At 57.2% G+C, this 13143-nt stretch carries 11 protein-coding genes; 10 read left to right on the top strand and 1 reads right to left on the bottom strand.

Features of this window, described 5'->3' with window-relative positions; translation table 11 throughout:
- The first annotated feature begins 260 nt into the window (after positions 1-260).
- Entirely contained in the window at positions 261-1472 is a 1212-nt protein-coding gene (hemW, locus tag L6439_RS08310) for a radical SAM family heme chaperone HemW (RefSeq protein ID WP_213469052.1), read from the top strand.
- Between the two features lie 94 nt (positions 1473-1566).
- Here the strand turns inward: hemW and L6439_RS08315 are convergent, their stop codons facing one another.
- Entirely contained in the window at positions 1567-1749 is a 183-nt protein-coding gene (locus tag L6439_RS08315; protein WP_168179293.1) for a hypothetical protein, read from the bottom strand.
- A gap of 254 nt (positions 1750-2003) precedes the next feature.
- Here L6439_RS08315 and L6439_RS08320 point away from each other — a divergent pair, with 254 nt between their 5' ends.
- From L6439_RS08320 to L6439_RS08360, 9 genes are all read left to right on the top strand, one after another.
- Complete coding sequence (locus L6439_RS08320) at positions 2004-2465, top strand: N-acetyltransferase (RefSeq protein ID WP_213469053.1); 462 nt, start codon at positions 2004-2006, stop codon at positions 2463-2465.
- 183 nt (positions 2466-2648) lie between these two features.
- Positions 2649-3677: a heat-inducible transcriptional repressor HrcA gene (hrcA, locus tag L6439_RS08325; protein ID WP_213469054.1), complete on the top strand. Its 1029-nt coding sequence runs from the start codon at positions 2649-2651 to the stop codon at positions 3675-3677.
- A 17-nt stretch (positions 3678-3694) separates the two neighbouring features.
- Positions 3695-5278 (top strand): TCP-1/cpn60 chaperonin family protein, encoded by a 1584-nt coding sequence (locus L6439_RS08330; RefSeq protein ID WP_168179296.1) that lies wholly within the window; start codon positions 3695-3697, stop codon positions 5276-5278.
- Positions 5279-5362: 84 nt separating this feature from the next.
- Positions 5363-5932, top strand: a complete 570-nt coding sequence (gene grpE / locus L6439_RS08335) for a nucleotide exchange factor GrpE (RefSeq protein WP_374043167.1) — start codon at positions 5363-5365, stop codon at positions 5930-5932.
- 75 nt (positions 5933-6007) lie between these two features.
- Positions 6008-7843 (top strand): molecular chaperone DnaK, encoded by a 1836-nt coding sequence (gene dnaK / locus L6439_RS08340; protein ID WP_168179298.1) that lies wholly within the window; start codon positions 6008-6010, stop codon positions 7841-7843.
- 185 nt (positions 7844-8028) lie between these two features.
- Positions 8029-9153, top strand: coding sequence for a molecular chaperone DnaJ (gene dnaJ, locus L6439_RS08345; protein ID WP_168179299.1), 1125 nt, complete (start codon positions 8029-8031; stop codon positions 9151-9153).
- A gap of 286 nt (positions 9154-9439) precedes the next feature.
- Positions 9440-11212 carry an ABC transporter ATP-binding protein gene (locus L6439_RS08350; protein WP_168179300.1) on the top strand — a complete coding sequence of 591 codons (1773 nt, stop codon included), beginning with the start codon at positions 9440-9442 and terminating at the stop codon, positions 11210-11212.
- A gap of 44 nt (positions 11213-11256) precedes the next feature.
- Positions 11257-11931 carry a response regulator transcription factor gene (locus L6439_RS08355; protein ID WP_168179301.1) on the top strand — a complete coding sequence of 225 codons (675 nt, stop codon included), beginning with the start codon at positions 11257-11259 and terminating at the stop codon, positions 11929-11931.
- The gene (locus tag L6439_RS08360; protein WP_213469055.1) at positions 11928-13070 is read left to right on the top strand and encodes a sensor histidine kinase; all 1143 of its coding nucleotides are present in this window, start codon (positions 11928-11930) and stop codon (positions 13068-13070) included. Before L6439_RS08355 ends, L6439_RS08360 begins: the two co-directional genes overlap by 4 nt.
- The last annotated feature ends 73 nt before the right edge of the window (positions 13071-13143 follow it).

A 13143-nucleotide genomic window follows, 5' to 3' on the forward strand; every position in this document is an offset into this window, starting at 1 on the left:
CGGCTTCGAAACTTGCATTCACTCTTGAATAGCTTAGGCTTCCGAAGAATGCCGCCTGTCGGAAACATTTTAGTTCATGCAGTCTTGCTGCATTGCGCGGTTCCTTGCAAGTTTTGCGAAGCCAAGCTCGCAACGGAAGCATAGGCTTCGAGTTCTTGCAACCTTCTCGATGCTGAACCCCGGCCTTTTTGAACACTCACTTTATAGTCAGCAAGCTAGAAGACACTTCAGATAGAAGCAGGAAATGGGAGGGAATATGCATGACACGGAACGAACGAAGCGAAGGAGCCCATCCTTCGGCTGAAGGCCGCGCTCCGCGCGCGGTCTATATCCACATCCCGTTCTGCACGAATAAATGCCATTATTGCGACTTTAATTCCTATGTGCTGAAGGGGCAGCCGGTAATGGACTACCTGCGGGCGCTGGAGCAAGAAATGGAGCATACCGTTCAGCAGCATCCCCCAGGGATGATTGATTCGATATTCGTCGGCGGAGGAACGCCGACCGTCTTGACGCCGGAGCAGATGGAGTATTTTCTGGCCTCGGTTCGGCGCGCCTTCCCGCAGTGGAGCCCCGATATCGAGTTCACGATGGAAGCGAACCCCGGCACGACCGATCCGGACAAGCTGCAGGTCATGCGGGAGGGCGGCGTGAACCGGCTGAGCTTCGGGGTCCAATCCTTCAACAATGATCTGTTGACCGGCATCGGCCGCATTCATAATACGGACGACGTCTACCGGAGCATTGACAACGCGAAGCGGGCCGGATTCGCCAATATGTCCATCGACCTGATGTTCGGCCTCCCGAACCAGACGGTAGAGATGGTAGAGCATAGCGTCGGGAAAGCGTTGGAGCTCGACCTTCCGCATCTGTCCATTTACAGTCTGAAGGTGGAAGAGAACACGCTGTTCCATGCGATGTACCACCGCAACGAGCTGCCGCTTCCGAGCGAAGAGGAAGAGCTCGACATGTATATGCTCATCATGGATCGGATGAAGGCGGCCGGCTACGATCAGTACGAGATCAGCAACTTCGCGCGGCCGGGCTACGCGAGCCGGCATAACACGACCTATTGGCGCAATGAGGACTACTATGGCCTCGGCGCCGGCGCGCACGGCTATGTCGGGCGGCAGCGGCATCTGAACATCAAGGGCGTCACTCCGTATAACGACGCCTGCAAGCAAGGCTTGCCCCGCCTTGATTCATTCCGGGTCGAGGAAGCGGAAGCGATGGAAGATTTCATGATGGTCGGCCTCCGGATGCTGGAAGGAGTAAGCAGCGAGCGCTTCGCGGAGCAATTCAACGGCGCGCTGCTCGACAAAGTGTTCGCTCAGCCGATTAAGCGGCTGCTGAAGGAGGGGCTGCTGGAGCCGACGGAAGCGGGCTACCGGCTGACAGAGCAGGGCCTGTTGTTCGGCAATGATGTGTTCGCCGCCTTTGTCGGCGCGCTTGTGCAAGGAACGGAGCGATAACGAGAGGCATATGTCCGCAGCAGACCGTGACCGCCGCAGCTTGATCGAATCAGGTTGCGGCGGTTTTGCTCTATTTTATCGCCGGAAGCCGGGGCTAGCGCTTCAGCAGCAATCGCATGAAGAGAGCAACGGCCAAGCCCATGAACAGCGAGCCGATAAGCACGCCTGCGAAGGTGAACACAATGTCCCCCATTGAAGGGTCGATCATTTGCGGAATAACGAACATGGAGCCGATGACCGCGAAAAAGACGGTAATGAATAATACTCTTTTTGTCATACTGCTCTGATTCACCTGCCTTTTCATAACATGAGGCCTTATGGCTAGTATGTCCCGGGCATGGAGAGTCATGTATTCATGAACAGGCTTCGCGGCGGCGGCCGGCTCCGGCGGAAATCGTGTTAAAAAGGATGCGGGCGTTACGGGCGGCCGGCTTCGACGCAGGGAAAATCCCCCTTGAAAAACTATGCATCATATTGTATATTCATACGTAAAACACAATGTGAGGCAGGTCACACTCGGAGGGACTCAACATGATACCCATCGTAAGAAAAGCTGTACCGGAAGACATTGACGCTTTAACGGAACTTATTCGTTTTTATGCAGAGCAAGGGATCATGCTTCCTCGTTCGCGGAAGGTGCTGGAGGCGCAATTGGAGCACTTCGTGGTGGCTGAGCTCGATGAGCGCCTGGTCGGCTGCGGCTCGCTGTGCCAGCTCGGGAGCGATCTGGTGGAGATTCGCTCGCTGGGCATCGTGCCGGAATGCAAGGGCCGGGGCATTGGGTCGCTCCTGGTTGACAAGCTCCTGGAAGAAGCGGAGGCCCGTGCGATACCGAAGGTGATGGCCTTGACGTATGAAGCTCGTTTTTTTCAGAAGAACGGATTCGAGATCGTGGAGAAGGAGATTTTCCCGGAAAAGGTATGGACCGACTGCGTCCACTGCAAAAAGCGGCACTGCTGCGATGAAATAGCGGTTCTGAAAATGTTGAATTGAAATGGCGGATGTGAACAGCATTCCGAGCGGCAAGCCTTGCAATTGAACAAAGATCAATGCACGCCCAAAGTACCGAACTGACTTGACAATCATCTTGTCCGTTTGGTATTTTTGTAGTGACGGTTAGCACTCGACGATGATGAGTGCTAACGGATATCCTACTACATCTAAGGAGGGATGCGCATGTTGACGGAACGCCAGCGTATGATTTTGAATGCCATCATTGATGATTATATCCGTTCTGCGGAGCCTGTCGGATCTCGCAGCATTTCGAAGCGGGGCGACGTGAATTTCAGCCCGGCGACGATTCGCAACGAGATGGCCGATCTGGAAGAGCTCGGTTATCTGGAGCAGCCGCATACGTCAGCAGGGCGCATTCCATCTCATAAAGGGTACCGTTATTATGTCGATCATCTCGTTCGCCTTGATCGTCTCTCCGGCGAAGACATCATTCGGTTGAAATCCGCCTTCGCGGAGAAGATAACAGCAATGGAAGAGATTGTGCAGCATACGGCATCGATTTTGTCTCAATTGACCAATTATACGTCAATCGCGCTGGGGCCGGAAGTTTTCGACGCCTCGCTTCGTCATTTTCAGCTTCTGCCGCTGAACGAGAATACGGCGGTCGCGATTGTCGTGACAAGTACAGGCCATGTCGAGAACAAGACGGTCACGCTCCCCGAGGGCGTCTCCGCCTCCGAACTGGAGACGGTGGTCAACCTGCTGAACGCGAAGCTTGTCGGCGTTCCTCTATATAAGCTGCGCTCGCGGCTGTATACCGAGATTGGGCAGGAGATAAGCCAATATGTGTCGCATGTCCAGGAACTGATGGCGCTCGTGGAAGGCATCCTGGCCGACAATAGCGACCATCGGCAAGTCTACTTGAGCGGGGCGACCAACATGCTGGCTCAGCCGGAATTCCAGGATGTCGACAAGATCAAGACGATCTGGGAGCTGCTCGAGGAGACGCCGGCCTTGATCAAGGTCGTGGGCTCCGCCCCTTCCGGCATCCAAGTCCGCATCGGCCAAGAGAACGCGCATGCCGCCATTACGAACTGCAGCATGATTACCGCAACCTATTCGGTCGATGGACAGACGCTGGGTACGGTGGGCATCCTGGGGCCGACGCGGATGGAGTATGCGAAGGTCATTACGCTGTTGAACCACCTGTCCGGCCAAATGGCGGTATTCATGCAACAATGGTATAAATAATCGGGAGGGGGCGGCTTGTGACTCAAGGACAAGGACAAGTACAGGAGACCGACGAGCGCTATGCGACGCTCCTGAATAATGCCCATGCCGTCCGGGCGCTCGCCGCGGCTGTCGAGGGCACGCTTGGCCCGAAGGGGCTGGACGTCATGCTGGTCGGCGCGAATGGCGACGTTGTCATTACCAATGACGGCGTCACCATTTTGGAGAAAATGGATGTGAGCCATCCGGCAGCCCGGCTGCTCATCCAGGTGGCGCGCGCCCAGCAGAGCGAGGTTGGTGACGGCACGACGACGGCGACGGTATTGGCCGGCGCGCTGGTGCAGGAAGGCGTCGCCCAGGTGACGAGAGGCGTCCCCGCGGCGAAGGTCGTGACCGGGATGCTTGAAGGCATCCGCGTCGCGGCCGACCGGCTGGCGGAACGCGCGCTTCGGCTGGGCGGCTGGGACGACCCGAAGCTGCACCGGGCGGTACATATCGCGGGCCGCGAGCAGAGCGACATCGTCCGCCTCGTCCTGGAAGCGGGACAGGCGGTGGGCTGGGATCAGCTTCAGAATCCGGCCTATCGGCTCGCCGAGCAGATAGTCGCGCATGAGAAGGCGAGCAATGAATGGTTCCACGGCGTGCTCCTGAAGCAGAAGCCGCTGCAGCGGGATTGGCTGCCGGAACGCACAGCCTGCCGTGTCCTCATCCTTCAGGATGCGCTCGAACCGGACACGCTCGACGAACAGCTGCTGACGACCGAAGCCGGCTTCCAGCAGTATATGGCTCACCGCTCGGCATTCATGGAGCGGCTTCAGCGTCTTCATGAGCTGGGGGTCGGCTTCCTCGTGCTGGAGCGGGGGCTTCATCCGGAAGCGGAGCAATTTTGTCTCGACCATGATATGATGGTCGTGCAGCGGGTCAGCCGCGAAGATATCATGCGGGTCTGCCGCCTTACGGGCGGGAAACCGTTGAAGCGCGCCGCCCTGGCCAAGGATGCGGCGGTGCTGGAGCCGCTGCTCGGCCGCACCGCCTGCGTGCGCTACGATGAGCGCCTGGAGCGCGTGCGGCTGTACGCCCCGCAGACGGCGCCCAGCTCTGCGGGATCGCCCGGTTCGCCGGAGCAGGCGGGCATGCGCTCCACGCAGGTGACGCTCATCGTGGGAGCGAGCACGCGCGAGGTCGTGGGCGAGCGGGCGCGCATCGCCCAGGATGCCGCCGCGGCGCTGCAAGCCGCGATCCAGAGCGGCGTCCTGCCGGGCGGCGGCACGACCGAGCTGGCGCTCTCTTACATGCTGGAGCGCTACCGGGAGACCGTCCGCGGCATGGAAGCGTTCGGCGTAGCCGCGGTGGCGCAGGCGCTGCGCAAGCCAATGGCCCAGATTGTGCTGAACGCCGGCTTCAATCCGCTGGAGAAGCTGGAGGAAGCGCGGGCGGCGCAGACGGCGTCGGCGTCCGATGCCATCGGCATTGACTGTGACAGCGGAGCGCTGCTGGACTATGTCGAGGCCGGCATCGTCGACCCGGCCGCCGTGAAGCTTCATGCGCTCCGGGCGGCAGGCGAAGTGGCCGCCGCCGTGCTGCGGATTCACACGGTCATTAAGATGAAGCCGGAAGCGTAAGGCTCCGGCTTCCCGGAGCAGGATAATAGAAGGATTGACTACATAAGGGAGGTGCAAGGATTGAACCCGGAACAAGAAGAGAAGATGGACAGGAATGAACAGATGGACTCGGAGGCTGTGGAAGCGGCCGACGTTGAACATATGCAGGAGGGCGAGGCGACATCCGAAGCAGAAGGCAAGGCAGCGGAGGAAGCGCAGGAAGAGCCTGCAGAGCTGAAGGAGGCCCGAGCGCAAGCGGAGGAGCTTCAGCAGCGGCTGCTGCGTGCCCAGGCGGATTTCGATAATTTCCGCCGCCGCACGATGAAGGAGAAGGAAGAACTGGCTCAGTACGCATCGTCCAAGCTGGTGACCCAGCTGCTGCCGGTGCTCGACAACTTCGAGCGCGCCTTGGCCGCAGCCCAGACGGGCAGCGAAGAGCAATCGTTCGTCAAAGGCGTGGACATGATCTTCCGCCAATTCATGCAGGTGCTGGAGCAGGAAGGCGTGAAGGCGATGAACGCCGTGGGCGAGCCGTTCAACCCGGAATTCCATCAGGCGATTATGCAGGTGGAGTCGGAAGAGCATGAGGAAGGCATTGTCGTGGAAGAAGTCCAGAAGGGCTATATGCTCAAGGATCGGGTGCTTCGCCCGGCGATGGTCAAGGTAAGCGGCTAAGAGATGGCGTTCACATGCTATCCGCTTGGTTAATATGAAATAGATTGAGAGCCAGTTGAGGAGGTTACATTTGCAATGAGTAAAGTTATCGGTATTGACTTGGGAACGACCAACTCTTGTGTTGCGGTAATGGAGGGCGGCGAAGCCGTCGTCATCCCGAATCCGGAAGGCGCCCGCACAACCCCTTCGGTTGTCGGCTTCAAAAAAGACGGGGAGCGCATCGTCGGCGAGACGGCGAAGCGCCAGGCGATCACGAACCCGGATCGCACGATCAGCTCGATTAAGCGTCATATGGGCTCGGCGCACAAGACGACGATCGACGACAAATCGTATACGCCGCAAGAAATTTCCGCCATGATTTTGCAGAAGCTCAAATCCGACGCAGAGGCTTATCTGGGCCAGACGGTTACGCAGGCGGTTATTACCGTACCGGCGTACTTCAACGATTCCCAGCGCCAGGCGACGAAGGATGCCGGCAAGATCGCGGGCCTGGAAGTGCTCCGCATCGTGAACGAGCCGACCGCGGCTGCGCTTGCTTATGGCGCGGACAAAGAAGGCGACCATACGATTCTCGTCTACGACTTGGGAGGAGGCACATTTGACGTCTCGATTCTCGAATTGGGCGACGGCTTCTTCGAAGTGAAAGCGACGAGCGGCGATAACCAGTTGGGCGGAGACGACTTCGACCAAGTGATTATCGACTACTTGGTAGCGGAATTCAAAAAAGAACAGGGCATCGACCTGAGCAAAGATAAAGCGGCAGTCCAGCGTCTGAAGGATGCGGCGGAAAAAGCGAAAAAAGAGCTGTCCGGCGTACTGACGACGACGATCAGCTTGCCGTTCATCACGGTCGTCGACGGCGTTCCTCAGCACTTGGAGCTGAACCTGACGCGCGCCAAGTTCGAGGAGCTGTCCGCGCATCTGGTGGAGCGTACGCTCGGCCCGACGCGCCAAGCGCTGCAGGATGCGGGCATGACTCCGTCCGATATCGATAAAGTCGTCCTCGTCGGCGGATCGACCCGGATTCCGGCCGTTCAGGAAGCAATCAAAAAACTGACCGGCAAAGAGCCGCATAAAGGCGTGAATCCGGACGAAGTCGTCGCGCTGGGCGCAGCCGTGCAGGCGGGCGTGCTGACCGGCGACGTGAAGGATGTCGTCCTGCTCGACGTCACTCCGCTTTCTCTCGGAATCGAGACGGCAGGCGGCGTATTCACGAAGATGATCGAGCGCAATACGACGATCCCGACGAGCAAGTCGCAGATCTTCTCGACGTATGCGGACAATCAGACGAGCGTCGAGATTCATGTTCTGCAAGGGGAGCGTTCGATGGCGGCGGACAACAAGACGCTGGGACGCTTCATGCTGGGTGATATCCCGCCGGCGCCGCGCGGCGTGCCGCAAATCGAAGTTACGTTCGATATCGATGCGAACGGCATCGTCAAAGTATCTGCCCAGGACAAAGGAACCGGCAAGATGCAAAACATCACGATCACATCCTCCAGCGGCTTGAGCGACGATGAGATCGACCGCATGATGAAGGAAGCGGAATTGCACGCGGAAGAAGACAAGAAGCGCAAAGAAATGGTCGAAGTGAAGAACAATGCCGACCAATTGGTATATACGACAGAGAAAACGTTGAAGGACTTGGGCGACAAGGTTGACCAAGCCGAGATCGATAAGGCGAACGAAGCCAAGGAAAATGTGAAAAAGGCGCTCGAAAGCGACAATATCGACGAAATCAAAGCGGCGACCGAGAAGCTGTCCGAAGTCGTGCAGCAGCTGTCCGTGAAGCTGTACGAACAGGCGGCGCAAGCGCAACAGGCCGGTCAAGAACAGGCAAATGACGGCGCGGCCAAAAAAGATAATGTAGTCGATGCCGATTACGAAGTCGTGGACGAAGACAAGAAATAAGCGCGGATGGACAGGGTCAAAGCCGGGTTTCGCCCGGCTTTGGCTTTGCCTGTTTACAATGAAGAATGCGGAACGGCATGGCGCCGGCGCCATGCGGCACCTGTCCGGCGGCGCGCCCCTTTCCGCAGGGTAGAGCGGGAAGGGCGCGGGACACCGGGCTTTCAAGTTGCAATGGGGGTGGAAGAGTGGCGGAAAAGCGAGATTACTATGAAGTGCTCGGCGTAAGCAAAGGGGCAAGCGAGGATGAAATCAAGAAAGCCTACCGGAAGCTTGCGCGTCAATATCACCCTGACGTGAACAAGGCAGCGGACGCGGAAGAGAAGTTCAAGGAAGTCAAGGAAGCGTACGATGTGCTTGGGGACGATCAGAAGCGGGCGATGTATGATCAGTACGGGCATGTAGATCCGAATCAGGGCATGGGCGGAGGCGGCTTCTCCGGCGATTTCGGCGGATTCGGCGACATATTCGACATGTTCTTCGGCGGAGGAGGACGCACGCGCGATCCGAATGCGCCGCAGCGAGGCAGCGATCTGCAGTATACGATGCAGATTGAATTCAAGGAAGCCGTCTTCGGCAAAGAGACGGACATTACGATTCCGCGGACAGAGCAGTGCGACACCTGCTTCGGGACCGGGGCCAAGCCTGGCACGAAGCCGGATACCTGCTCGGCCTGCCGCGGTACGGGGCAGCAAGAAGTCGTGCAAAATACGGCGTTCGGGCGCATGGTTAACCGGCGCACTTGCACGGTATGTCAAGGGAAGGGCAAAATTATCCGCGAGAAATGCGGCACCTGCCACGGCAGCGGAACCGTGAAAAAGCAGCGCGTGATTCATGTGCGCATTCCGGCAGGGGTGGACGATGGAGCTCAACTGCGCATGAGCGGAGAAGGCGAGAGCGGATTGCGCGGCGGTCCGAACGGCGATTTGTACATTGTCATTCGCGTGAAGCCGCATGAATTTTTCGAGCGCGACGGCGACGACATCTATTGCGAGGTGCCGCTCACCTTTGCTCAGGCGGCGCTGGGCGACGAGATTGAAATCCCGACGCTGACCGAGAAGGTCAAGCTGAAAATTCCTGCCGGCACGCAGACGGGGACCTTCTTCCGGCTGCGCGGCAAAGGCGTTCCCCGCCTTCGGGGCCACGGCCAGGGCGATCAGCATGTCAAGGTTGTCATCGTGACGCCGACGAAGCTGAATGACGAACAGAAGGAGCTGCTCCGGCAGTTCGCGGCCAGCGGCGGCGAGCAGACGAACGGCGGGCACGAGGAGACGTTCTTCGATCGGATGAAGCGGGCGTTCCGGGGAGACTAGACCCCGGCCCCTCTTGATCGCATGAGCTATATCCTTCCTTATCGATATATACGTTTATCCTATCGGCCGGAGCTACGGGTCAGGACCACAACTGCGCATAGAGGAAACCTATGCGATGGTTGTGGTCTTTCGTATTTTCGGCGGGGAAAAGAGCATGGAGCCAATGCCTTCCGGGACAGCTGGCGGTCCCATCCAAGAGAAGCCTCTCCGGTTTACATTCCGTTTACATTCACCGTCTATCATAGACTCCATAACTTAGGTGATGTGCCAAGAAGGAGTGGATGTTATGAGGAACGAAATCGATCGGACGACGAAAGGTTCGCTCGGCAATTGGCGGCAATTTCTGAATCTCATGAATGAGACAAAGCCATCCAAGCTCATGTTATTCGCCGCTTTGCTGATGAGCGTCGGCGGGGCGGCCGTATCGCTCGTCATTCCGATGTTCACCAAGGGGATGGTGGACAACTTCGCCATGTCGCAGCTGGATACGATGCAGATTGCGGCGTTGGCGATCGCGTTTGTTGTTCAGACGGTGGCCGCCGGCTTATCTATCTATATGCTTAATCTTATCGGACAACGCGTCGTGGCCGGCTTGCGGGACCGGCTGTGGAAGAAGATGCTGGTGCTCCCGGTGTCCTACTATGACCGGAACAAGACCGGCGAGACGGTCAGCCGCATCACGAATGATACGGGGATTGTAAAGGGCTTCATCACGGAGCATCTGTCCGGCTTCTTCACCGGCATCATCTCCGTCATTGGTTCGCTCATTGTCTTGCTGTATCTGGATTGGCAAATGACGGTCATCATGCTCCTCGTGATACCGCTCGCGGCATTGGTGCTGTTCCCGCTTGGCAACCAGATGTTCAACATATCCAAAGGGCTGCAGGATGAAACGGCTTCCTTCACGGCCGTATTAAGTCAAGTGCTGTCGGAAATACGATTGGTGAAAGCATCCAATGCCGAGGCGAGGGAATACGAGAACGGTCGCAAAGCCATTGCCCGACTGCTTCGCTTCGGCATTAAGGAAGGCGTCGTGCAGGCGTTGATTTCGCCCATTATGTCGTTCGTGCTGATGGTGCTGCTGGTCGTCATTATTGGCTATGGCGGCATGCGCGTATCGTCGGGGGCGCTGACCGCAGGCGAACTCGTCGCTTTCATTCTATACCTGATTCAGATTGTCATGCCGATGAGCCAGTTGTCTATGTTTTTCACGCAGCTTCAGAAGGCGATTGGAGCAACCGAACATATGATTGCGATATTGCAGGCCCCGGAAGAAGATCCTATGCAGGGGAAAGAGGCCGGGCGGGCGAATTTGCCGATTCATGCAGAGCATGTGCACTTTGCATATGCCGAAGGAGAACCTATACTTGAAGATGTTAGCTTCACGATCAATCCGGGGAAGGTAACGGCTATCGTCGGGCCCAGCGGGAGCGGCAAGACGACGCTGTTCTCCCTCTTCGAGCGATTCTACCTGCCGGTCTCCGGTGTCATCAAGCTGGGGAATGAGGACATTAATGAGTTCTCGCTATTTTCCTGGCGCGCTCTGATTGGATACGTGTCGCAGGAGAGCCCGCTGATCGACGGGACGATCCGGGAAAATATTTGTTACGGGATGAATCGGGCCGTGACCGACGAGGAGCTGAAGCGGGCGGCCGCGATGGCTTATGCGGACGGCTTCATTGAAGAATTGGCCGACGGATACGATACGGAAGTGGGCGAGCGCGGCATGAAGCTGTCAGGCGGACAGCGCCAGCGGATTGCTATCGCGCGGGCGCTTCTGCGCAATCCGCGCATTCTGATGCTGGATGAGGCGACGTCGAGCTTGGACAGCAAGTCCGAGATTGTCGTTCAGAAGGCGCTGAACAATCTGATGAAGGGGCGGACGACGCTGGTCATTGCTCACCGGCTGTCCACTGTCGTCGACGCGGATCAGATTTTATTCATCGACAGAGGCAGGCTGACAGGCTGCGGCACGCATGAACAGTTATTGGAGAGCCATTCGATGTACCGGGAGTTCGCGGCGCAGCAGCTCAAAATTCAGGAACAGCACGGGGCTTAAATTCGGCAACGAGTCTATCAAAGGGAAAGGCGGTATTGCGCGAGATGGCAACCATTCTTGTCGTAGATGACGATCCTCATATTCGGGAATTTGTCACCGTATTATTGGGAAAGGAGGGCTTCCGGACGATCGAAGCCTCCGACGGCGTGGAGGCGATCCGTCTTCTGGAGACGGAGAAAGCCGATCTGGTGATACTCGATATTATGATGCCGAATATGGATGGATGGGAGCTATGCCGCGAGCTCAAAGCGCTGCATGATATTCCGCTGCTGATGCTGACCGCCAAGGGAGACACATCGCAGAAGGTGAAAGGCTTCAATCTGGGAACCGACGATTACTTGGTGAAGCCGTTCGAGCCGATGGAATTGGTCGTGCGCGTAAGGGCGCTGCTGAGAAGATATCAGATTGCGGCGTCCCGGATTGTTCATATCGGCCGCGTGGCCGTGAACCGGCAGACATTCGAAGTCACCTCGGGCAGCGATACATTTTCCTTGCCGCTGAAGGAATTCGAGCTCCTCTTCAAGCTGGGCGCCGTCCCCGGCAGGACATGCTCCAGAGAGCAGTTAATCGAAGCAATATGGGGTTATGATTATGAGGGGAACGAGCGGACGCTGGATGTGCACATTAACCGCCTCCGCGAGCGGTTCTCCGACAGCGAGCACGGATTTCGCATCAAAACCATACGCGGGCTCGGTTACCGGCTTGAGGTGCTCGAATGAAACGGCTCGCATGGTTCCGCAAGTTCAAGGCAACGAGAACATGGAAGACGATTAAGTTCGTCACCAGCATGGGCGTCATCTTGCTGTTCATGTACGCCTCATGGTCGATTGCCTATCTCATCAATCCGGCACTGCTACGGTGGTTCGGATGGGAATTGACGGAATACGGGGCGTTTATCATGACGGGCACGGTAGGTTTCCTGATTCTGTGCGCCATAATCGGGATCTTTGTCCCTTTTGCGCGCAATAAGCATCTTCTCTACTATCATTCCATCATCGACGCCGTCAACCGGATCTCCAAGGGAGATTTCGATGTGACGATCAAGATGAATGAAGATTTTGAACACGAATACGGCATGCTGATCGAGAGCATCAACAAGATGGCCGGCGAGCTGGGTGTGATGGAGAAGATGCGGCAGGAATTTATTTCGAATGTGTCCCATGAGATTCAATCGCCGCTTACGTCGATTCGCGGATTTGCCCATGCCTTGCAAAATGACGAATTGAGCGAGGAGGAGCGGCGGCATTACCTCCAGATTATCGAGATGGAGACAACCAGACTATCCAAATTAAGCGACAATTTGCTGAGGCTGACGTCCTTGGAATCGGAGCATCATCCGATCAAGCCTCAATCGTACCGCCTGGATCAGCAGCTGCGCAATCTTGCATTGGCCAGTGAACCGCAATGGGCGGCCAAAGCTTTGGACATCGAATTGAGCCTGGATAAGGTTCACATTACCGCAGATGAGGATATGCTGAGCCAGGTGTGGGTCAACCTGCTCCACAATGCCATCAAATTCACGCCGGAGAAGGGCTTCATCCACATTGGGCTGACGGTGCATGAGCCCTATGTAGAAGTGAGGATGGAAGACAGCGGCATTGGAATCGAGGAGGAGCATCTTCCCCATCTGTTCGAGCGATTTTTCAAGGCCGATGCGTCCCGCAACCGGATGCATGGAGGCAGCGGATTGGGGCTCTCCATCGCGCGGAAGATTGTTCAGCTCCATCAGGGGACGATTGCCGTGAGCAGTGAGCGGGGAAGCGGGTCTGTCTTCTCCGTGAAGCTGCCGCTGCGCATGCCGGACCACCATCCTCAGGTTGAAAAAGAAGCGCCCATGGTTCGATCAACTAAGGATTAGCTTGGCATCGCATTCCTCTTGCGCGCACGGCGAACGCGGAGATGTTCCCGGAATAAAGCGGCGAAATGCAGCA

Source organism: Paenibacillus dendritiformis, assembly GCF_021654795.1.
Lineage (GTDB): Bacteria > Bacillota > Bacilli > Paenibacillales > Paenibacillaceae > Paenibacillus_B.